General features: G+C 59.1%; 22 protein-coding genes and 1 pseudogene. 15 read left to right on the top strand and 8 right to left on the bottom strand.

Features of this window, described 5'->3' with window-relative positions:
* The first annotated feature begins 20 nt into the window (after nucleotides 1–20).
* The 3 genes from AC1DIH_RS15890 to AC1DIH_RS15880 are packed head-to-tail and all read left to right on the top strand — an operon-like array spanning nucleotide 21 to nucleotide 6,009.
* A complete protein-coding gene (locus AC1DIH_RS15890; protein ID WP_477772401.1) occupies nucleotides 21–2,555 on the top strand; it encodes an efflux RND transporter permease subunit in 2,535 nt (844 codons plus the stop codon).
* A gap of 7 nt (nucleotides 2,556–2,562) precedes the next feature.
* Nucleotides 2,563–4,341: an acyl-CoA dehydrogenase C-terminal domain-containing protein gene (locus AC1DIH_RS15885; RefSeq protein WP_477772400.1), complete on the top strand. Its 1,779-nt coding sequence runs from the start codon at nucleotides 2,563–2,565 to the stop codon at nucleotides 4,339–4,341.
* A 24-nt stretch (nucleotides 4,342–4,365) separates the two neighbouring features.
* Nucleotides 4,366–6,009 (top strand): fatty acid--CoA ligase, encoded by a 1,644-nt coding sequence (locus tag AC1DIH_RS15880; RefSeq protein ID WP_477772399.1) that lies wholly within the window; start codon nucleotides 4,366–4,368, stop codon nucleotides 6,007–6,009.
* 272 nt (nucleotides 6,010–6,281) lie between these two features.
* Here the strand turns inward: AC1DIH_RS15880 and AC1DIH_RS15875 are convergent, their stop codons facing one another.
* Nucleotides 6,282–6,767: an Lrp/AsnC family transcriptional regulator gene (locus AC1DIH_RS15875; protein ID WP_477772398.1), complete on the bottom strand. Its 486-nt coding sequence runs from the start codon at nucleotides 6,765–6,767 to the stop codon at nucleotides 6,282–6,284.
* Between the two features lie 229 nt (nucleotides 6,768–6,996).
* Here AC1DIH_RS15875 and AC1DIH_RS15870 point away from each other — a divergent pair, with 229 nt between their 5' ends.
* From AC1DIH_RS15870 to AC1DIH_RS15835, 8 genes are all read left to right on the top strand, one after another.
* Entirely contained in the window at nucleotides 6,997–7,374 is a 378-nt protein-coding gene (locus tag AC1DIH_RS15870) for a Dabb family protein (protein ID WP_477772397.1), read from the top strand.
* Between the two features lie 17 nt (nucleotides 7,375–7,391).
* Entirely contained in the window at nucleotides 7,392–7,814 is a 423-nt protein-coding gene (locus AC1DIH_RS15865; RefSeq protein WP_477772396.1) for a DUF2000 domain-containing protein, read from the top strand.
* A gap of 187 nt (nucleotides 7,815–8,001) precedes the next feature.
* A complete protein-coding gene (locus tag AC1DIH_RS15860; RefSeq protein ID WP_477772395.1) occupies nucleotides 8,002–9,228 on the top strand; it encodes a phenylacetate--CoA ligase family protein in 1,227 nt (408 codons plus the stop codon).
* A 2-nt stretch (nucleotides 9,229–9,230) separates the two neighbouring features.
* The gene (locus tag AC1DIH_RS15855) at nucleotides 9,231–10,196 is read left to right on the top strand and encodes a branched-chain amino acid transaminase (RefSeq protein WP_477772394.1); all 966 of its coding nucleotides are present in this window, start codon (nucleotides 9,231–9,233) and stop codon (nucleotides 10,194–10,196) included.
* 21 nt (nucleotides 10,197–10,217) lie between these two features.
* On the top strand, nucleotides 10,218–10,838 hold the full coding sequence (locus AC1DIH_RS15850; RefSeq protein ID WP_477772393.1) for a bacilysin biosynthesis protein BacA: 621 nt from the start codon (nucleotides 10,218–10,220) through the stop codon (nucleotides 10,836–10,838).
* 74 nt (nucleotides 10,839–10,912) lie between these two features.
* A complete protein-coding gene (locus AC1DIH_RS15845) occupies nucleotides 10,913–11,482 on the top strand; it encodes a carboxymuconolactone decarboxylase family protein (protein WP_427534507.1) in 570 nt (189 codons plus the stop codon).
* 3 nt (nucleotides 11,483–11,485) lie between these two features.
* A complete protein-coding gene (locus AC1DIH_RS15840; RefSeq protein WP_477772392.1) occupies nucleotides 11,486–12,439 on the top strand; it encodes an ornithine cyclodeaminase family protein in 954 nt (317 codons plus the stop codon).
* Between the two features lie 74 nt (nucleotides 12,440–12,513).
* On the top strand, nucleotides 12,514–13,134 hold the full coding sequence (locus AC1DIH_RS15835; RefSeq protein WP_477772391.1) for a LysE family translocator: 621 nt from the start codon (nucleotides 12,514–12,516) through the stop codon (nucleotides 13,132–13,134).
* An 86-nt stretch (nucleotides 13,135–13,220) separates the two neighbouring features.
* Here the strand turns inward: AC1DIH_RS15835 and AC1DIH_RS15830 are convergent, their stop codons facing one another.
* From AC1DIH_RS15830 to AC1DIH_RS15810, 5 genes are all read right to left on the bottom strand, one after another.
* Nucleotides 13,221–13,706, bottom strand: coding sequence for an adenosine-specific kinase (locus AC1DIH_RS15830; protein ID WP_477772390.1), 486 nt, complete (start codon nucleotides 13,704–13,706; stop codon nucleotides 13,221–13,223).
* Nucleotides 13,707–13,805: 99 nt separating this feature from the next.
* Nucleotides 13,806–14,435 carry a Vgb family protein gene (locus AC1DIH_RS15825; protein ID WP_477772389.1) on the bottom strand — a complete coding sequence of 210 codons (630 nt, stop codon included), beginning with the start codon at nucleotides 14,433–14,435 and terminating at the stop codon, nucleotides 13,806–13,808.
* Between the two features lie 35 nt (nucleotides 14,436–14,470).
* On the bottom strand, nucleotides 14,471–15,691 hold the full coding sequence (locus AC1DIH_RS15820; RefSeq protein ID WP_477772388.1) for a helix-turn-helix domain-containing protein: 1,221 nt from the start codon (nucleotides 15,689–15,691) through the stop codon (nucleotides 14,471–14,473).
* A gap of 196 nt (nucleotides 15,692–15,887) precedes the next feature.
* Nucleotides 15,888–17,213 carry a sensor histidine kinase gene (locus tag AC1DIH_RS15815; RefSeq protein ID WP_477772387.1) on the bottom strand — a complete coding sequence of 442 codons (1,326 nt, stop codon included), beginning with the start codon at nucleotides 17,211–17,213 and terminating at the stop codon, nucleotides 15,888–15,890.
* Nucleotides 17,210–17,950 (bottom strand): response regulator, encoded by a 741-nt coding sequence (locus AC1DIH_RS15810; RefSeq protein WP_477772386.1) that lies wholly within the window; start codon nucleotides 17,948–17,950, stop codon nucleotides 17,210–17,212. The genes AC1DIH_RS15815 and AC1DIH_RS15810 overlap by 4 nt, the downstream gene beginning before the upstream one ends.
* A 106-nt stretch (nucleotides 17,951–18,056) precedes the next feature.
* Here AC1DIH_RS15810 and AC1DIH_RS15805 point away from each other — a divergent pair, with 106 nt between their 5' ends.
* Nucleotides 18,057–18,242 carry a hypothetical protein gene (locus tag AC1DIH_RS15805; protein ID WP_477772421.1) on the top strand — a complete coding sequence of 62 codons (186 nt, stop codon included), beginning with the start codon at nucleotides 18,057–18,059 and terminating at the stop codon, nucleotides 18,240–18,242.
* Nucleotides 18,243–18,300: 58 nt separating this feature from the next.
* Entirely contained in the window at nucleotides 18,301–18,459 is a 159-nt protein-coding gene (locus AC1DIH_RS15800) for a hypothetical protein (RefSeq protein WP_477772385.1), read from the top strand.
* Between the two features lie 61 nt (nucleotides 18,460–18,520).
* Here AC1DIH_RS15800 and AC1DIH_RS15795 read toward each other — a convergent pair whose 3' ends face one another.
* Nucleotides 18,521–19,315: a carbohydrate deacetylase gene (locus AC1DIH_RS15795; RefSeq protein WP_477772384.1), complete on the bottom strand. Its 795-nt coding sequence runs from the start codon at nucleotides 19,313–19,315 to the stop codon at nucleotides 18,521–18,523.
* Nucleotides 19,287–19,634, bottom strand: a pseudogene (locus AC1DIH_RS15790) (GNAT family N-acetyltransferase); the annotation flags it as partial. The pseudogene AC1DIH_RS15790 and the gene AC1DIH_RS15795, both read right to left, overlap by 29 nt.
* A 220-nt stretch (nucleotides 19,635–19,854) precedes the next feature.
* Between AC1DIH_RS15790 and AC1DIH_RS15785 the strand changes: the two are divergent.
* Together AC1DIH_RS15785 and AC1DIH_RS15780 are read left to right on the top strand one after the other, a co-directional pair.
* Nucleotides 19,855–20,412 carry a polysaccharide biosynthesis/export family protein gene (locus tag AC1DIH_RS15785; protein ID WP_477772383.1) on the top strand — a complete coding sequence of 186 codons (558 nt, stop codon included), beginning with the start codon at nucleotides 19,855–19,857 and terminating at the stop codon, nucleotides 20,410–20,412.
* 26 nt (nucleotides 20,413–20,438) lie between these two features.
* A complete protein-coding gene (locus AC1DIH_RS15780; RefSeq protein ID WP_477772382.1) occupies nucleotides 20,439–21,557 on the top strand; it encodes a hypothetical protein in 1,119 nt (372 codons plus the stop codon).
* Nucleotides 21,558–21,563 lie beyond the last annotated feature (6 nt).

The following is a 21,563-nucleotide window of genomic DNA, read 5'->3' as shown; positions in this document are numbered from 1 at the left end:
CTTAGAGCGAGAACCCAGTCATGGGCAATATCAAACAAGACACCATGCCGGTGATCCGCGACGTGCGTGACTTCGACCACCACTCCGGTAACCGGCTGGAGCGGATGGTGTTCAACTATCGCCCGCTGTTCATGCTGCTGATGGCGCTAGCCACTGTGGTGCTGGGCTACATGGCCGCAACGCGCCTGGAACTGCGCCCCAGCTTCGAGAAAATGATTCCGCAGAGCCAGCCGTATATCCAGAATTTCCTGGAGAACCGTCAGTCACTGCGCGGTTTGGGTAACTCGGTGCGCGTGGTGGTCGAGAACACCCGCGGCGATATCTTCGACCCCGCTTATCTGGACGTGCTCAAACAGGTCAACGATCAGCTGTTCCTCACCGAAGGCGTCGATCGCGCCTGGATGAAGTCGTTGTGGAGCCCGGCGGTGCGCTGGACCGAAGTCACCGAACAAGGCTTCCAGGGTGGCCCGGTGATGCCCGATACCTATGAGGGCAAGCCTGAGCAAATAGAACAGTTGCGCCAGAACATTTCCCGCGCCGGACTCGTCGGCAACCTGGTGGCCAGTGACTTCAAGTCGAGCATGCTGATCGTCCCGTTGCTGGACAAGGCCGCGGCCGGCGGTCAGCGCATCAACTACCACGGGTTCTCGCAGATGCTTGAAGAGCAGTTGCGCGACAGGATCGAGTTCGCCGGCGACAGTGCCGCGCGCAAAGCCGGGGAGGAGGGCAAGGGCCAGTACAAGGTCCGGGTGATCGGTTTCGCCAAACTGATGGGCGACCTGATCGACGGCCTGATTCAAGTGATGATGTTCTTCGGCCTGGCCGTGATCACCTCGCTGGTGATTATTTTTCTCTACACCCGCTGCGTTCGCAGCACTTTGCTGGTGGTCGGTTGCTCGCTGGTCGCAGTGATCTGGCAACTGGGCATCGTTGCCTGGCTGGGCTATGCCATCGACCCGTACTCGGTGCTGGTGCCTTTTTTAGTCTTCGCCATCGGTGTGTCCCACGCGGCGCAGAAGATGAACGGGATCATGCAGGACATCGCCCGGGGCACCCACAAACTGATCGCCGCCCGCTACACCTTTCGCCGTCTGTTCATCGCCGGCGTCACCGCGCTATTGGCCGACGCGGTGGGTTTCGCCGTGCTGATGCTGATCGACATACCGGTGATCAAGGACCTGGCCATCACCGCCAGCATCGGTGTTGCGGTGCTGATCTTTACCTCGTTGTTGCTGATGCCCGTGGCGCTTTCCTATGTCGGCGTCGGCGCCAAGGCTGCAGAGCGCGCCTTGACCATCGACACCCGGGCGGACGGACACAAGGGCTTTGGCAAACTGTGGGACTGGCTCGATCGCTTCACCACGGGCAAGTGGGCCACGGGCGCCGTACTGATCGCATTGCTGATGGGCATCGGCGGCTTCGTCATCAGCCAGCACCTGAAGATCGGCGACCTGGAAAGTGGCGCACCGGAGTTGCGTGCCGATTCGCGTTATAACCGTGACAACGCCTACATCACCCGTCACTACGCGTTATCCAGCGACCTGTTCGCGGTGATGATCAAGACGCCTGCGGAAGGCTGCCTGAACTATAAGACGCTGGTCCTCGCCGACCGTCTGGCCTGGGAACTGCAGCAGTATCCGGGCGTGCAGGCGACGTCCTCGCTGGTCAATGCCGTGCGCCAGATCACGGCCGGGACCTATGAGGGCAACCCCAAGCTCAACAGTATCCAGCGCAACCAGGACGTCTTGAACTACGCCGCGCAGCAAGCCTCGGTCAACTCCCCAGAGTTGTTCAATACCGACTGCTCGCTGATGCCGGTGATTGCCTTTCTCAAGGACCACAAGGCCGAGACCCTGGATGCAGTGGTCGGGATCGCCGAGACCTTTGCCCGGGAAAACAGCAGCGATGACCGCCAGTTCCTGCTGGCCGCCGGCACCGCCGGTATTGAGGCCGCGACCAACATCGTGGTGCGCGAGGCCAATCGCACCATGCTGCTTTACGTCTATGCGGCGGTGACGCTGTTTTGCCTGATGACCTTCCGCAGCTGGCGCGCCACGCTGGTTGCGCTGTTGCCGCTGGTGCTGACCTCGATCCTCTGCGAGGCGTTGATGGTGGTCATGGGCATTGGCGTGAAGGTCGCGACCCTGCCGGTGATCGCACTGGGCGTGGGGATCGGTGTCGACTACGCCTTGTACCTGCTCAGTGTGCAATTGCATTACCAGCGTCAAGGCCTGCCGCTGGCCCAGGCCTATCGAAATGCCGTGTCGTTTACCGGTCGGGTCGTGGGCCTGGTGGGCATCACCCTGGCGGCCGGCGTGGTGTGCTGGGTCTGGTCGCCGATCAAGTTCCAGGCGGACATGGGCATCCTGCTGACCTTCATGTTCCTGTGGAACATGCTCGGCGCGCTGATTCTGATTCCTGCCCTGTCGTATTTCCTGCTGCGGGGGGCGTCGCTTAATCGTCGTCCTGTCCCGGAGGCCCCTCAGGGGCATGCCGGTGCAACCGCGCCAACCCAACCTTCGGGCATGCATCACGCCCGGGCTATTGCGGAGTAAGCCAACGATGTCTGATTACAAAGCCCCCTTGCGCGACATGCATTTCGTCCTCAACGAGGTCTTCGAAGTGTCCAGGCTATGGGCCCGACTGCCCGGCCTGGCCGAGGTGATCGATGAAGAGACAGCCGCCGCGATCCTCGAAGAGGCCGGCAAGATCAGCGCCGAAGTGATCGCACCGCTGAACCGCAGCAGCGACGAACAAGGCTGCACCTGGAACAACGGCACGGTGACTGCACCGGACGGTTTTGTCGCGGCGTACCAGGCGTTCGCCGAGGGCGGCTGGGTGGGTGTCGGCGGCGACCCACAATTTGGTGGCATGGGCATGCCCAAGGCCATTTCGGCCCAGGTCGAGGAGATGGTCAATTGCGCCAGCCTGTCGTTTGGCCTGTACCCGATGCTGACCGCCGGGGCGTGCCTGTCGATCAATGCCCACGCCAGTCAGGAACTCAAGGAGCGTTACCTGCCGAACCTGTACGCCGGCACCTGGACCGGTTCGATGTGCCTGACCGAGGCCCATGCCGGTACCGATCTTGGCCTGATTCGCACCCGGGCCGAACCTCAGGCCGACGGCAGTTTCAAGGTCAGCGGCAGCAAGATTTTCATTACCGGTGGCGAACACGACCTGAGCGAAAACATCATTCACCTGGTGCTGGCCAGATTGCCGGATGCGCCTGCGGGCCCTAAAGGTATTTCGCTGTTTCTGGTGCCCAAGGTACTGGTCAATGCCGATGGCTCGCTGGGCGAGCACAACGCGCTGTCCTGCGGTTCAATCGAGCACAAGATGGGCATCAAGGCATCCGCCACCTGCGTGATGAATTTTGACGGGGCGACCGGCTGGATCGTCGATGCGCCGAACAAAGGCCTGGCCGCAATGTTCACCATGATGAATTACGAACGTCTGGGCGTGGGTATCCAGGGGTTGGCGTTGGGTGAGCGTTCGTACCAGAACGCGGTCGAATACGCCCGTGACCGTCTGCAAAGCCGTTCGCCGACGGGCGCACAGAACCAGGACAAGGCTGCCGATCCGATCATCGTGCACCCGGATGTACGGCGCATGCTGTTGACCATGAAGGCCTTGAACGAAGGCGGGCGGGCGTTTTCCAGTTACGTGGCCCTGCAACTGGATACCGCCAAGTACAGCGACGATGCGTCAACCCGCACCCGTGCCCAAGAACTGGTGTCGTTGCTGACCCCGGTGGCCAAGGCGTTTCTCACCGACATGGGGCTGGAAACCACGGTGCATGGCCAGCAGATCTTCGGTGGTCACGGCTACATCCGCGAGTGGGGACAGGAGCAATTGGTTCGCGATGTGCGGATCACTCAGATCTACGAAGGCACCAACGGCATCCAGTCACTGGACCTCGCCGGGCGCAAGATTGTTGGCAGTGGCGGGGCGCTTTACCGTTTGTTCGCCGCCGAGATTCGCCACTTCATCGCCAACGCCAGCACTGACCTCGGCGAGTTCTGCAAGCCGTTGAGCGCTGCCGTGGACACACTCGACGAGTTGACCGCGTGGTTGCTGGATCGGGCACAGAACAATCCGAACGAAATCGGTGCCGCCTCGGTCGAGTACCTGCAGGTGTTTGGCTACACCGCCTATGCCTACATGTGGGCCCTGATGGCCAAGGCGGCTATGGGCAAACAGGCCGAGGATGATTTTTACGCCAGCAAGCTCGGCACCGCACGTTTCTACTTTGCCCGTCTGCTGCCGCGCATCCACTCGTTGAGCGCTTCGGTCAAGGCCGGCAGCGAATGCCTCTACGCGCTGGACGCCGTGCAGTTCTGATCGAAAGGACAAGGAACCCCAACCATGATGGCGACAAAAATAATTCCGCCCGCTGACGGCGCCTATGCCTATCCCTTGCTGATCAAGCAATTGTTGCTGTCCGGCGTGCGCTACGAACCGGGTCGGGAAATCGTATACGCCGACAAGCTGCGCTACAGCTACCAGACCCTCAACCAACGGATTCGCAGGTTGGCGAACGCCTTGACCGCTGCCGGCGTCAAGGCCGGGGATACGGTGGCCCTGCTTGACTGGGACAGCCATCGCTACCTGGAATGTTTCTTTGCCGTGCCGATGATCGGCGCGGTGCTGCACACCGTGAATATTCGTCTTTCTGCGGATCAGGTGCTCTTCACCATGAACCACGCCGAGGATGATCTGGTGCTGGTGCATGATGATTTCCTGCCCCTGGTCGAGCAGATTCAGGGACAGCTCAGTACCGTCAAAGGCTACGTCCAGCTGACTGACGACACGGCAATCGACACGTCTCTACCCATGCTGGGGGAGTATGAGCAGCTGTTGTCTCAAGCGGCAGACCAGTACCAATTCCCTGACTTCGATGAAAACTCGGTGGCGACCCTGTTCTACACCACGGGCACCACCGGAGACCCTAAAGGCGTGTATTTCACTCATCGCCAGTTGGTGCTGCACACCTTGAATGCGGTGGGCACGCTGGGTGTCTATCAAGGTCTGCCGCTGCTGCGTTCCGATGATGTCTACATGCCAATCACCCCGATGTTTCACGTGCATGCCTGGGGGGTGCCCTATGTTGCCACCCTGATGGGACTCAAGCAGGTGTACCCCGGTCGTTATGAGCCCAACCGTTTGGTCAGGCTGTACCGAGAAGAGAGCGTCACGTTTTCCCATTGTGTGCCGACCCTATTGCAAATGATCCTGGGCTGCGAGGAAGCGGCTCAAACCCGTTTCGATGGCTGGAAAATGCTCCTGGGCGGCAGCGCCCTGACGCTGGGCATTGCCAGCGAGGCGAGCGCCAAAGGCATGCGCGTACACAGCGGCTACGGCATGTCGGAAACCTGCCCGTTGCTTTGCACAACGTACCTGCGCGATGAGGAGCTGGAACTGCCCACCCAAACCCAATTGGCCATTCGCATCAAGACCGGGACACCCGTGCCGATGGTCGATCTTAAAATCGTCGATGCCGGCGGCAATGATGTGCCTCACGACGGAGAGTCCCTGGGCGAGATTGTGGTCCGTGCACCCTGGCTGACTCAAGGTTATTGGAAGGCGCCCGAAAAGGGCGCCGAGTTGTGGCGCGACGGTTGGATGCACACCGGTGACATCGCTTCTATCGACGCCTTGGGCGGGGTGGAAATCAAGGATCGAATCAAGGACGTCATCAAGACGGGAGGGGAGTGGATCAGCTCTCTGGAGCTGGAGAGCCTGATCAGCGAACACTCGGCCGTCATGTCAGTCGCGGTCGTGGGCATTACCGATGAGCAATGGGGTGAACGACCGATGGCGCTGGTGGTGTGCGCGCCTGGGCAATATCTCGACCGCAAGATCCTGGAGGTGCATCTGCAAGGGTTTGTCGAGCGTGGCCGCATCAACAAATGGGCGATCCCCAAGCAGTTCAAGTTCGTCGCCGAAATTCCTAAAACCAGTGTCGGGAAGATCAATAAGAAACTGATCCGGGAAAGCGAATTGAGGTGAAAAAGGTGCGGCGGATGCTACGTCCAGCGCTGTAATGCTGTTCACTTAAGCAATTTCAGCCGCGACGCATTCTTTGTAGCAGCTGCCGAAGGCTGCGTTCGGCTGCGAAGCAGTCGTAAAATCAGCAATTGCGGTGTGTCAGGTACACTGCGGCAGCCGGACTCACGACTGCTGCGCCCGAACGCGGACCGAGCCGAACGCAGCCTTCGGCAGCTGCTACAGATTGCATTCCGGAAACACAGGGCAGGCCTCTACCCTGGTGGGAGGTCTACTCAGGCTTCTTGGGAGCGCTTGACCGGGAACGACACGAAAGGCTTGATCTCCTTGAGCACGAACATGCTCTGCATCTCCTTGATGCCGGGCAACTGTCGGATGACCGACATCGCGAAGTCGGCAAACGAGTCGAGATCGCGTGCCACTACCTGCAACAGGAAGTCAGCGTCGCCACCGATGCTGTAGCACGCCACCACATCCTCCAGCTGCATCACTTCCTGCTCGAACTTCCGGGCCTCGGCTGCACTGTGATGGTCGATGCTGACCCGGATGAACACCATCACTCCCAACCCGATCCTGCGTCGGTCGAGCACCGCCCTGTAACCCTGAATAAAGCGATGTTCTTCCAGCTGCCGGACCCTGCGCCAGCAGGGCGAGGCAGACATGCCGATCTGGTCGGCCAAGGTCTGGTTGGTGATCYTGCCGTCCTGTTGCAAGGCTGTAAGGATTTTGACATCTGTCAGATTTAGCGTCTGATCGGTCATAAATTCCGCGTCCCTGTGAGAAAGAGGTAGATCCTACCAGAAGTCATCTTTCCAGCAATTAAAATAGAAAATTTTTCTCCTGCTAAAGGGGATAAGATTTTTTCAACTTCTGATGTTGGAGTTGCCACGCTTTAGCCTCTACGTAAAAACCGATGCCGGACGCGTCGTTGAATAAATAAACCACAGTTGATCGCTTCCTTTTCCGGAGGGCGCGATCCCAGGGTGATAAATGATTCTTCATCTGGTTTTTTTCAAGTTTGATGAACCCTTTCAATGGTGCGACGACGAAGTCATCGATGCAGAAGCATCGACACGTCAGCACCCACTTCATATCAATGAAATCGTCGGCTGGGCGTGCGGCAGGAATATAAGTCTGCGCAAACAGGCCATGGACTTTGTCGTGATGGGGTTATTTGAAACGCAAGAGACGCTCTCCGCGTTTCTGACGCATCCCAATCATCTGCAGGGTGTAATGAAGTGGCAAAGAATTGCCAGTTGGCAGGTGGTTGATGTTGATATTGGTAGTGACACTACGAAGTTTGTCGGGTTGCTCGATGGTTGGGCTGATTTCGGTGTGACAACACTCGAAGAACTGAAGGCTTATTGACAGTTGTGGAGGATTCAATGAATTTCGATGCTGCCGTTCACAAATGCGTGATTGTCGTCGACAAAGCATTGGGGCTGGGGCATGCGGCCAATGCCGTCAGCGTTATCGGCGTTAGCCTGGGGCGTTCGGTAGAAGGTCTGGTCGGACCGGACATGCAAAGCCGTGACAATATCAATTACCCCGGCGTCATCTACGCACCGTTGCCGATTCTGCTGTCCACCAATGAGTATTTGCAGGAACTTCAAGAGAAAGCGCTGGCGGATGATGAAATCCACATCATGCCATTCAGCGCCTTGGCGCAATCCTGCAAGACGTATCAGGAGTATGAGACGCGTATCTCCGAGGCCGACAGTTCAGCCATAGAGTTGGTTGCCATCGGCTTGATCGGGCCGAAGAAAAAAATCAGCAAGTTGACCGGTAATCTTTCGCTGTTCAAATGACAAGGAGGTTGTAGTGTACGCTTTATTCAAGCCTGAGCTTCTGGAGTTGGCACGTACAGTTCATCAGCAACATGCAGTGTTTGAGAAGGATGGTATCTCCGTCGGGGAATTGAATGATATTCAGCTTGGGCGTATTAAAAACATACTCCGCTATGTCAAGGCGTATTCGCCTTTTTATCAGGATAGATTGTCTGGTTTATCCAGTAGTGCCATAGATGAACTCGACTGGAATGCGTTCCGGAAACTGCCGTTCACCACCAAGAACGATTTGCGCGAGGCCGGTCATGGCATGGCGGCAGCGCCATTGACGGACGCCTGGATCTACTACGAAACCACCGGTACTACCGGAGCGGCGACACCTTGTCCGCGCAACGAGCATGACTCGATATTCAATAACACGCCGCTGATCCTTCGTTACAGCGAGCTGTTTCGTGCACACGGTCAGCAACATATTGTCGGCGTGATGGGGCCTACGGAGTTGCACTCGACCGGCGATACGTTTGAAGACGTTTGTCGCAGCCTTGGCCACACCGTCGTGAAAATGTGGCCGCGATCGCCCGTTGTCGGGCTGGATCGTGCGGTCACGCTGATCAGGGAGCTGAAGATCACGGCCCTGGTCTGCACACCGGCAGTCGCCATCAGTCTGGCCAGGCATTTGATCAAAAAGGGCCAGAGCCCCTCGGACCTGGGCGTAAAGTTGATTTTCACCCTGGGTGAACTGACCACTCCTGCATTGCTGCGCAATATTGGCGATGTGTGGGGCAGTGCGGTGTACAACTGCATGTATGCCTCGCAAGAGTCGTCGATCCTGGCCGCCTGCGACAAGGATGGCAATCTCTGCACCGTTCCCTTGAACGTGGTCTATGAGGTGGTCAACCCGCTGACGGGGAAAGTGCTGGAGCCCGAAAGTTCGAGAATGACCGGCGAATTGGTCATTACCCATCTTTACCAAGGGCAAAAACCACTGATTCGCTATCGCACCGGGGATATGGTCAGGGCTCAGGTGATGGGCAAGGGGCATTGGCAGATCATTCCTATCGGTCGGGTCAGGGATACGTTGGTCATCAACGGCCACAATCACTGCGCCTACGACGTTGAGGCTGCACTATTCGAGCACCTCAAAGGCTGCCTGGATTACCACATCCAGGTGGAAACCGTGGGCGGCGACGATCAGCTGAGCGTGACGTTGGAGTTGCAGCAGAACACCGTGTTCGACAACGACCTCGAGGCCGTTGCCAGCTCCATGGCAGCCAGGCTCGGCGCCCGTGTCCACATCACCGTTGGCCCCACCGATGCCGTTACCGGCACTGCGGCGATGGTCAGCTGGAAGGCCGCCAGGCTCCACGACAAGCGCAGCGGTAGCGACAACAACGAGCGCGAAACCGCATTGACCATTGCCGCGCGGAGGGCCTGATCATGACCGATGTGTCCGGCAATACCCCGGTTACCCAGCGCAAGCCTCATCCTTGGGTGTACTTTGACGGTCAGGTGGTCGCCGCTGCCGAAGCGCTGATTCCGGTAACGACCCAGGCATTCAATTACGGCACTGCTGTCTTCGAGGGCATTCGTGCCTATGTCGCCAGTAACGGTGAGTTGAATGTCTTCAGGCTGGATGATCACCTGAAGCGGCTGGAGAATTCAGCCCGGTTGCTGCAGTTGGAAAACCTGCCGCGTCGCGCCGAGATGAAGGCAATCATCCTCGATTTACTGCGACGTAACGAGGCCTCGACCGAGAGCTATATCCGGCCCTTGGCCTACAAGAAAGCGCTGCTGCCTGGGGTCGGTTTTGGTGTGAAGCTCTCCGGGGTCAGCACGGGCCTGGTGATCAATACCCTGGCCATGGGCGCCTACATGCCTGCCGGCGGTATTCGCTGCGCCATCTCGAGTTGGCGGCGTATTCCCGATGTTTCGCTTCCCGCGCGGGCCAAAATCACCGGCAGCTATGCCAACTCGGCGTTGGCCATGGAGTCGGCGCAACGCAATGGTTTTGACGATGCGTTGATGTTGAACGTGCACGGCAATCTGGCCGAGTCGACGACTTCCAATGTCTTCGTCGTGAAAGACGGTTGTCTTATCACGCCACCGTTGAGTGCCCATATTCTTGAGGGCATTACCCGCGATTCGGTGATGACCCTGGCCAGGGAAGAATTGGGATTGAAAGTCGTCGAGCGGGATATTTCGTTTTCCGAACTGTTTTCGGTCGACGAGTGTTTCCTGGCCGGTACCGGCGTCGAGATCGTACCCGTGACGCAAATCGATCACTACGTGCTGCAAGAGAGCGGGGTGGGTGAAATAAGCGCTGCGATCAGGAGCCTCTACCAGGAAACGGTAAGAGGTCGGATTAGCAAATACGCCCATTGGTTGAGCCCGGTATCCAATTGATCGCTCTGGAGAGTCATGACTATGGACAGTAAATTCTTGAATTTGGGTGTTGGTGATTGGCGCGATGTGATGATTCATACCCTGGGGCCCCGCGGGACCAGCAGTGAAGCGGCGGCCGGCTGCTTCAGTGACTGGTTTGGGCGTCGATATCCAGGCTCACGCGTACAGGTCAATCTCAGCGACTCTTACGAGCATGCCCGCTCCAGCATGGACGAGAACGTTCCAAGGGTGATGATCGTGGCCAATGCCTACCCGCAGATTCATAACTTCTACATGGACCCGCGGTTAAGCCTGGTAGCGACTTTCGTGTTCGATACGCCGCTGTACGGATTGGCGAGCAAGGGGCCGCTGACGACTGCAAAGCTGACGGTCGCCACCCATCCCGCGCCGCTTCTCCTGATCAAGGAACTCTTGCCTCAGGGCCTGGAGGTCGACTCCGTGATCCTTGCACTTTCCACTAGCGCTGCCGCGGCGGCAGCAGCCAGGGGCGAGGTTGACGTAGCACTGACCACGGAAGTGGCGGCCAACATCCACGGGTTGAATTTTATCTCGAGCACCCGTCCGATCCGGATGCTCTGGTCTGTCTTCGCGCTGACCCGCTGGAGCGCGCTGCCGACGGAAGCCAATTTGTACGGCAGCTGATCGCAACACCCTGCCTGACTCCGTTCGAAGGCAGGGTGACCCTTGGACTATTTCGAATACACGTTGAGGTCATGATGACTGTCTTGAAGCTTCACACAATTGATTCGACCCCGGAAAAAAGCAAAGCACTGCTTCAGAGTTCCATCGACAACTTTGGCTGGATCCCCAATCAGAGTGCCTACATGTCGGAGTCACCTTCGTTACTGGCCGCCTATCAGCGTGCGCATGATCTGTTTATCGACAGTTCGTTGAACGAAGAAGAAAAAGCCGTGGTATGGATCACCACCGGTGTGGAAAACCGCTGTGACTATACGGTCCAGGCCCACGCCTTCATTGCCCTTTCCAAGGGCGTGGATGAGCACGTGGTCGACGCCATCGCCCATGAGCCAACCCGCCTCAATGCGCGACTGATGGCGTTGCGCAGTTTTACCCTGGAAGTGATTCATTGCCGCGGTTGCCTGAGCAAACAGGCCATTGATGCTGTCTTGCAGGCGGGCTTCAGCAAGCAAAACATGCTGGATGTGGTTCTCGGTGTTTCACAGAAAAACATGTCGACCATCTTGAACGCTATTGCTGGCACCGAAATCGACGAGCGCTTCAAATGGGATGCCTTTCAAGGGTTCAAGCAAACGGCCGAGGCGTGAACGATGCTTCATCTGGACAGCGATTCGATCAAAGGACTGTTGAGTTTCGAGTTGTGCCTGCGGCTCAGCGAGGAAGCCTTCAGATTGCACTCTTCAGGCCAGGTGGAGCAGCCGTTGCGTACGATCGTCAAGGGTGGCGAGAACGAGTTGATGGGGGTCATGCCGGCTTACATCAAGTCCGGGCCCTATCAGGGGTTCGGCTTGAAGTCGGTGGTGGTCCGGTTGGGTGCTGAAATTCGCGGCCCTTCGCATAGGGGGAGCGTGTTGATCTATGACGAAGCCGGCGTCTCCCCGGTCGTCGCGGTCGATGCCGGGGCGATCACTGAAATCCGCACGGCTGCGGCTTCGGCACACGCGACCCGCATTCTTGCGGCGCCTGACGCCAGCCGTGTGGCTATTCTGGGCACTGGCTTGCAAGCCCGGGCTCACCTGCTGGCAATGCGGGCCGTCAGGCCGGTCAGGCATGTTTCTGTATGGGGGCGTAGCGAGACGGCGTGTCGCGAGTTTGCGTCCTGGAGCGAGCACTGCTGCGATTTGCCGGTCTCGATTTGCGCCACGGTTGCCGAGGCGGTGCGCGACAGCGACATCATCTGCACCACCACGGCAGCACGTGCGCCCATTCTGGCCCGTGCCGACTTGCCGGAACGCTGCCATATCAACGCAATCGGCTCTTCGGCTCCGGGTTTCCAGGAGTTGCATGAAGATGTGTATCAGGGCGCCGCGTTATTCACGGACTGCAACCGATCGGTTTTTGCCGCGTCCGAGTGCGTGATGAAGGCTGTGATCAAAGGCCTGTTGCCGGACCAGGAGGTGGGAACAGAGATCGGCACTGTCAGCGCCGATCGCGTGTTGGTTCATAAGGAGGGTGTGACGATTTTCAAGTCGGTCGGATTGGCCGTGCAGGATCTGGTCTTTTCCCGGGAAGCTGTCAGGCAGTGGGTTGCCGGGTCCCGTTGAAACCGTTGATAACCTTGCTTGCCGGAAGCGGAACCGTTGAGCAAAACAATAATAAATGACCTGAGGAACGCGACATGCTCGATATGACACAAGTACTTACCTATTCGGCAGCGCTGGGCATCGCGGCTGCCATTCCCGGCCCCGGCATGGCGGCGCTGGTGGCGCGGAGCGTCAGCGGTGGCGCGTTGTCGGGTTTTTGCCTGCTGTTTGGGCTGATCCTCGGCGATCTGACTTACCTGTCATTTGCCGTCTTTGGCCTGGCGATGATTGCCGAGCACTTCAATGCCTTGTTCCAGCTGGTACGTTGGGCGGCGGCGCTGTACCTGTGCTATCTGGCCTGGCAGTTCTGGTTCGCCGACCATCAGGCTATCGAAGTCGGCAAGCCGGTGAAGAAGAAGGAGCTGCTGTCGGCGGCGATATCCGGCCTGACCATTACCCTGGGTAACCCGAAGACCATTGCCTTCTACCTGGCGCTGTTGCCGCTGGTGATCAACCTTGAGACGGTCACGTTGCAGACCTGGGGGCTGATGCTGGTGCCGCTGACCATTCTGGTCCTGCTGGGCGTTGGCGCGCTGTTCATCGTTGGCGCGGTGCGCATCCGGCACCTGCTGTCGAGCCTGCGAGCGCAACAGCGGCTGTTTCGCGGTGCGGCAGCGATCATGGTGGCGGCTGCCGCAGCGATGCTGATTCGTTGAGGCGCTGAGTGACCGTGGCTGCACCCTGCATGGAAGTGTTTCGCTTGCAGCGCGGTCACGGTGCCACTCATTGTCGGCGCTTCAGCTCAGAGCTTGTAACCGATCTGTCGCAACAGGTTTTTGCGCCACAGGATGTCTTCGTCTCCTTCAACGTCCTTGGCGCAAAAACCATCCACTACACCGAGGATCGCTCGGCCTTGTTCGGTTTCAGCGAGAATGACTTCCGTTGGGTTGGCCGTCGCACAAAAGATATGGCACACCTCTGGAACCATTTTGAGGCTGTTCAACACGTTGAGCGGATAGAAGCCGTCGCCGAGGAACACGATGAAGCTATGGCCTGCGGCGATGGCTTTCGCGTTTTTTTGCGCCAGTTCGATCATGGCGCTGTCGGTGCCGGACCAGCGCACCAGGCATTTGCCGGAGGCTTCGCAAAAGGCCAGGCCAAACGTGATGCCCGGCACGCAACTGACTAATGCTTCATGAATGTCCTCGACGGACTTGATGAAGTGCGTCTGCCCAAAAATGAAGTTCGTCGCTTCCGGCTTATCGATTTTCAACGTGATGAGTTGCATCTCAAGCGCCTCCTTCCACGATGCGTTACCAGAGCCTGACTACAGACCAAGCATAGTTACTGATTTGCAGCGGCGCCGTCTGCTGTCGATCGCAGCGTCTCATTCAGGCCGGCGAACCACTCTTACCTTGCCGCTGTTTCCGCCTCCGCAGAAGAACTGATTGGCGCCATCCGACTCGAGCCCCGATACGCCGACTCCAGACGGCATTTTGAGGCTCTCCAGAACCTCTCCCGTTCGCGGGTCGACTTGCCTCAATTCGCTTTCTTCACCCTCCCAAGTGCCGTGCCAGAGTTCTCCGTCGACCCAGGTGACGCCAGTGACGAAGCGGTTGGACTCGATGGTGCGCAGAATCGCCCCGGTCTGGGGATCGATCTGATGAATTTTCCGGTCCCGATACTCGCCCACCCAGAGCGTCCCTTCGGCCCATGTGAGCCCTGAGTCGCTGCCACCAGGCGCGGGAATCGTGGCGAGCACGCGACCGGTTTTCGGGTCGATCTTCTGGATGCGATCCTCGGCGATCTGAAACAGATGCTGACCGTCGAAGGCCGTGCCGGCATGCGCGGCGACATCGATCGAGCGCAGGGTATTCCCGCTCGCCGGATCGAGGGCGTTCAGTTTGTCTCCGCAAGCAAACCAGACCTGCTGACCGTCATAGGTGACCCCATGCACATGGTCGACACCCGGAAAGGGTCCATATTCGCGGATAATTTCGGCTGCTGAGTGTTTCATGTCTTCCACCCTGGTGGTTTGGTCGTGGAGTGATCCTAGTCACTTGGAAGTGGAGCGGGGAGTAACAATGACGTCGCGAAACCCGGCACCGACGGGGTCATCCAGCGACGCGCTCGCCCGCGACCAAACCACTGGACCTTGCCGGCCGCCGCCAGCGAGTCGAGTGCCCGCTGTACGGTGCGTTGGCTGGCGCCAAGTGCCAGCGCCAGGGCCGAACTCGACCACGACTCACCGTCGGCGAGGAGGGCGAGCACCGCCGCCTGCTTCTCTTCGATGGGCCATGCCAGCACGACGACTTCCAGTGCGCTGCGCGGCACCAGTGCAAACCCGCGCTTTGTTGCGGTCACGCCTGCCACTGTCCGCAGCGCCGCGCGAAGTCGCCCGACCTCGACGCGCAATCGCGCGCGATGCGACTCATCGTCAAGCTTCAATCGGAAGGCTCGGGCGATAAGCATTTCCCTCGATACGTCGGCGGGCCACGCTTCGCCCAACGCCCGGACGAGCGCGAACAGTACCGGGCGCCTTGCGAGCGAGACCTGCGCGCGTGCGTCACGCACGAGATGACGGCAGGCGTCCACGACGAGCGCCTTTGACGCCAGTAGCGCTTCAACGTCCTCAAGCAGCAGGAGTCGTTCCTCATCGTTGGTTATCAGGCGCGCGGCAGGCGTATCGAGGAGCAGGCGTGCGCTGTCGACCTCGGCTGTCAGCGCAGGGATACCGGCGTGGCGTGCGGCATGCTCGGCCCGAGTGAGCGCCGTTCGTGCCGTCTTCGCCTGGAGGCGGCGCATCGCGATCCCCGCCACGACCAATTCGTGAACAGCCTTCGATGCAGGTGGTAAAGGTGTGGGATCGAGTTCGGCGAGCCTGTGCTCGGCTTCGTCGAGATGACCGATCAGCAGCAAGCGACGGATCTCGAGATACCGGGCATGCGCGGCGTTCACCCGGTCACCGTGTGCTTCGAGTGTCGCCCGTGCTGCATCGAGTGCCTTGGCAGGCCAGCCAAGGTCGCGCGAAGCGAGCGCAATCTCGGCCTCGGCGACCATGCATCGCGCACGGGCCAAGGCCTCTTTCGGACCGAAGTCCCGTGCCGCACTGCGCAACAGAGTCTTCGCGCGAACCAGTTCGCCGAGCTGCGCCATGGCGATGCCGCGTAACGCGAGCGCCGGCGCATCGTCGCGCAAGGCCACCCGGTTCAGTGCGCCGAGGGGATCACCCGCCGCGAGCGCACGCGCCGCGGCCGTTATCAGCGAATCCATCAGAATCGCGCCACAGCTGTCACTCCTGCTCTCCGATACCCGCTGCTTAGTCTATCTCACGACGACCAAACAGCCTGGAGGGTATGCCTTCGCAGGAAGACATTCAGAGCTTGCTGACGCCTGCCAGAGGCCGGCTGAATCGCGGTTCACAGGTGCAGCACCCTGGAACTGCTGCGGTATAGGCTGGCCGAAGGGGTTATTGGCGCCGCCCAGGTGGTGCTCCCGGGGCCAGCTTGAGCTCCGCGCAAAGGCCACCACCTTCGCGGTTGCTCAAGGTCAGCGAACCGCCGATAGCCAGCGCCAGTTGCTGGGCGATGGCCAGCCCCAGTCCGGTGCCACCGGTGGTGCGGTTGCGCGAGCTTTCCACCCGATAGAACGGCTTCATGACCTCGGCCAACTCGTCCTCGGCGATCCCCGGTCCGCGATCCAGCACCTTGATCGACAGGTTGCCAGCGCTCGATTGCACTACCAACTCTGCTGCGCCGGCGAACTTCAAGGCGTTGTCCAGCAGGTTGACCAGCACCCGCCGCAGGGCATGGGGACGGGTATCGATCACGGCGGCATTTCTGTCGGTCAGTTGTACCTGTTTGCCCATGTCCTGATAGTCAAAGACCAGGCTGACGAGAAAGGAGTCCAGGTCAATGCGACAACTGGCTTCGGTGGCGCCATGCACGCTGCGCGCATAGGCCACGCCTTCGCGCACCAGGTGCTCGATTTCTTCCAGGTCTTGCCAGAGTTTGTCCTTTTCGGCTGAATCGTCCATGAATTCCGCCCGAAGTTTCATCCGGGTGATGGGCGTCTGCAGGTCATGGGAAATGGCGGCGAGCAGTTGCATTCGTTCCTTGAGATAGGCCGCGATGCGCTCCTGCATGGCATTGAAGGCCACGGCCGCGTAGGCGACCTCGGTCGGGCCGGTTTCATCCAGGTGAATTTGGTGGGTGTTGGGATCGAGGGTTTCCACTGCGCGGGACAAGCGCGTCAAAGGGCGAATGGCAATTCTCACGGCCAGCCAGGTGCAGCCGATCAACAGCAGCAACTGGCCGAGCAGGACCACCGGCAGCCACGGCGAGAGCGGCATGATCGAGGGCCGGACGTCGATTGTCATTGGGTTGCCATCGGACAGCTGCAGGTGCGCCTGATAATGTTTCTGCGGGCCTGGGATGTCATTGAATGTCAGCGAAAAGTCATGGCCGACGGCTTCTTCGATGGAGCGCACGGAGACCGGAACGTCGTCCTGTTGCATCGGTACACCGGGCTCACCCTCGCTCAGCACGTAGCCATAGTTGCGCCGTTCCAGACGTTGCAACCAACTGGCGCGTTCCTCGGCCGGCAAGCGGTCAAGGATCGCAACCGAGGTGGCCACGTCGTTGACCAGGTTGCCAAGCATCGTCGATTTTGCGCTCTGGTAGCGTTCGTAGTACTGGGCGCCGAAGGACAGCCCCTGAGCCAGAATCAGGCCGATCAGAAAAATCAGCGAGAGCCGTGACGCCAGCGTGCGCGGCCAGTGCAGCGAGAAACTCATGACGGTGCACCGAGGATTTCCACCGGCAGGGAGAACACGTAGCCTTCGCTGCGCACGGTCTTGATGTAGGCCGGTTCGCGGGCATCATCCAGCAGGCGTTGGCGCAGGCGGCTCACCAGCAAATCGATGGAGCGATCGAACAGGTCGGCATCGCGGCCCTGGGTCAGGTTGAGCAACTGGTCGCGGTTGAGCACGCGCTGCGGATGGTCGAGGAAGACCCTCAGCAGGCGGTATTCGGCGCCACTCAAGGCGACCATGGTGCCGTCCTCAGTGAGCAAGTGGCGGGCCGAGGTATCCAGGCGCCAACGACCGAAACCCAGTAGCCGACCACTTTCGGTGACCATCAGGTTCGGCGGCAGCATCCGCGTGCGTCGCAGTACGGCATTGATGCGGGCCAGCAGTTCGCGGGCGGCGAACGGTTTGACCAGGTAATCGTCGGCGCCCATTTCAAGGCCGATGATGCGGTCGGTTTCGTCATTTCGGGCGGTGAGCATCAGTACCGGTGTGGCTTTGTGTTTGCCGGCACGCAGTTCGCGGCACAGCAGCAAGCCGTCGTCGCCGGGCATCATGATGTCGAGCACAATCAGGTCGACCGGTGTGGTCTCGAGGAAGGCACGCATCTGGCGCCCATCGGCGACCACAGTCGTGCGCAAACCATTCTTCTTCAAGTAGTTGCCTACCAGCTCTCTGATCTCGCGATCGTCATCGACAATCAGAATGTGATCGACATGATCCATTGCCTCAACCTCTGTGTGTATGCGGTTTTCGCGCAGTCTATCGAGTCTGGATGAGCTTGCCCGAAGGCCTTTGTATTGCAGTGTATCTGGCGCGGGCTGGATACACATGGACGCAAAAAAAGCACCGATTTGGCCGCTGGCTTTGGTGCTGGACGCAAAGGGGCAGGTACGCTACAGCCATTTCGGGGAAGGTGATTACGCCGAACAAGAGCAGGTGATTCAGGGGCTGCTGGAAGAGGCGAAAAACGCCAGGGTTGCTGTACACAGCGCAATACAGACGGTCGGTCGGTAGCGAAGCAGTGGCTTTGTTCTATCCTGAAATTGAACGCAAACCTCAGGAGGAGGGCCTTATGGCAACCGAAAAGAAACGTGAACAGTACGAAGATTCTGAAGAGGAAAAGCCAGAAGAAGCGACCCCGGATGAGAATCCGCCAGATCCAACCTGGAAGCATCCGGACGACGGTAAAAGCCTTTCGGATCTTGACCAGGAATGGCCGCTTAAACCCTGAGTCATCTGCCTTTTGCACAATGCCCGTGGCCAGTCCCGGGCATTGTGCTGTCAGCGTTGTGCTACTCCAATGCCGTCGTGGCCGCTGCGGGTCGTTTGCGTGCCAGCACGTTATAGCAAACCCGTGGAATGCCCGGCAGGCGGTTGTCGAGCAACTTGCTCAAGGACTCACCCTGATACAGATAGGCGTCTCCAAAGTCGCTGCCGAGCATCGTCGGATGGGCAACGATTTCCAGCAGTCCGTCTGCCGGTGGCCTGGCGTTGCGCAAGTCCACCGGGGTACAGACGTAGTCCGCCGTGGCACCGGCGAGACGGTGTAAACGCCGGTTGAGCAAACTCTTGAAGACTCGCTTGGCCAGGCTGAGGTTGTGCCCCGGATTGCGCGCCAGGCGAACGGGGACTCCTTGGCGGGCAGCAAAACGCGCGACGATCTCACCGATCGGCCAGATAGTGTGAACATGTTGGTGGGAATCGAGATGGCTGGGCTGCAGGCCATTGTCCAGGCAGTGCTGCCATTGCGCTTCGAGCTCTTTCAGCACTGCATCGTGTTGCTGGCGGCTGAGCCACAGGCGGTGGCGGGGCAGGTTCAGGTCGAACTCGCCAGCCGTGTCGCAAAAGGTTGGCAGCTCGAGAATCGCCCGGCTGAGGGGCCGGCCGTACGTGAGGTTGAAGTGCAGGCCAACGCGGCCCTTGAGCAGTGGCTGTTGCGCCAGCTCACAGGCCGCGGCGAAGGCCGGCATGTTGGCCATGACGGTAGCGGAGCTGATCACCCCGGCCTGGAAGGCCCGCAGGATGACTGCGTTTTCGTTCAGGCTGAGACCGAAATCGTCAGCGTTGACTATGACTTGGCGAGGCATGTTCATCCTCCATGGGGTGTGCGGTGGGCGCGATTTTTTTATCGACGCCGGTCACGACGGGAGTGCGGGCCAAACGTGCGACAGCGGCCGCACGTTTGGCTCGCCACTGTTGCAGCCTCGGTTTGATGTGCTGCCAGCGCTCGTCCAGCCCCCGGCGAATCCACTCATCAAGCCGCACTCGGCCGGCGCCCAGACCGGCATATTGCGCCAGGAACGCCAGGTTGTAGTCGTAGAGCCGACCCTGTTCCAGCAAGCCTAGACGATCGCTGATGCAACGCCCGTCAAGTTCCAGCACGACCACGCGTACCCGCCCTTCGGCGTTCTCGGCCATCGTGGTCTACGCTCAAGAACAAGTACCGGGCGACCTCGGGATGATTGCCGGGGGAGCTTCGGTCTGATGTTTGGTTTCGGCGGAAATTGGCGCCAGGAAGCTCGAGGCGATTGCTGTTTGATCGTTTCTTTGGCGTTAAAGGAGGGGAGTGTTTTCGCCCCGTTTTTATGTGAATCTCTGTGCATGCTACTTGGTCGGAGGGATCCTTATGTTGCGTTTGTTATTGCCTGTGCTCTGCGCGCTGGTGGTCTGGCCCAGCATTACCAGTGCCGACGAAAAAGCCGCGGCTTATCTGCTAAGTCCGGGTGACGTCCTTTCGGTTTCCGTTTGGGGCGAAGAGAAGCTGAAACAGGAGGTGCACGTACTTCCTGATGGCAGCATTACCTTCCCGCTGGCAGGACAAATCAATGTTGCGGGGCTTGATGCCACTGCAGTCGCAAAGAAAGTCGCTGCCAGGCTTAAGGAGTTCATACCCGATCCGAACGTGAGCGTTGTCATCACGAGCACCGCAGGCAATCTCGTCTATGTGCAGGGTAAAGTGCTGAAGCCCGGCACCGTACAGATGTCAGGTCCAACTGCAGTGCTGCAAGTATTGAGCATGTCGGGCGGGCTCGACAAATTCGCCGACAAGGAGGACATCAAGGTCGTGCGCCGCAATGGGGCTAAACAAGAGATCCTGCCCGTCCATTACAGCGATTTGATGTCCGGGCGTGACATGTCCACCAATATTCAACTCCAGGCCGGCGATACGCTGGTCGTGCCTTAGCCTTGCGCGAAGCACTAAGGATTATCTTGCCCGTGCTGCGAACGGCTGGAGTTGCGACGGCCATCCTGATCTTGCCGTGCTCCGGTGTGGCCTATGCTGCCACTTGGCATTCAGCAATCGTTGTGCCTTCGACTGTCGAGTACGACAGCAACCCGGTGCTTGTTACAGAAAACAAGAAGGGTGTGACTCGTACGATCATCGCCCCCGATTACACGCTTGTCGGTACTTCAGACCGGGATCAGTGGCGGTTCGGTCTGGGTATGAATCTGGTGCGTTCGTCTGATACGTCCATCGTTTCGGACCGCGAAGACCCCAACGTGCAGTTAGGGTGGCAGCGCGAGACCGAGACGGGTGGTTTTGGACTCACGGCGAAGTATATTGAGAGTTCAACGCTTTCCACTGCGGTTCAAGCGACCGGCGTGATTGCCACCACCGATGGTACGCAAAAGCTAACCTCGTTCGGCGGCAACTGGAGTACCGCTCTCAGTGAGCGAACTACCTTGGTTAACGAAACCGACTACACACATGTCACTTACGACATTAATACACTGACCAACTATGACGAGCTTTCGAACCGCCTGGGCTTTAACTACGCATGGAGCGAGCGTGTGGAGCTATTCACGCGTTTTGGCGTGAAGCGTTATGAGCCGCAGCAGGGATCTGCGGTGTCTTCCTCAAACAGTTACACCCCCACTGCCGGCTTGAACTTTGAGATCTCCGAGCGGCTCAAGGGGGCGGTTTACGCGGGTGTCAATCAAGTCTCTGGCTCGAACAGCCGCCCCCGTGGCCAAGGCGGTTTTTCGTTGCACTATACCGGTGAGTGTGTTGATACAAGTATCGACGCCAGTCGTAGTACCGTCGCCAGCGGCGACGGCGGTTTTGTCGAGGTTGATAACCTGAACGGTACATGGAGTTATGCCCTCGACGACACCAGCCGTACCGGTTTTGATGCCTCATGGCAAAAAACCAAAGGGCTAGCGCCTAATACCCTGCGCAATGTCGGTGTCTGGTTTAGCCGGGAACTCTCGCCTTTTTGGGTGGCGCGCCTATCCTTCATGTACAAAGAACGCCAGCAAAATGGCTTGCCGGATGCCACCGCAAACGTCGTCGGGTTGACCTTGACCTATAGTCACCCCAACTTCTGAAATTCA

It is taken from the genome of Pseudomonas sp. 05N36, assembly GCF_056397385.1.
Note: the sequence above shows the minus strand (reverse complement) of the source record. Positions and strands in the feature narration are given on the sequence as shown.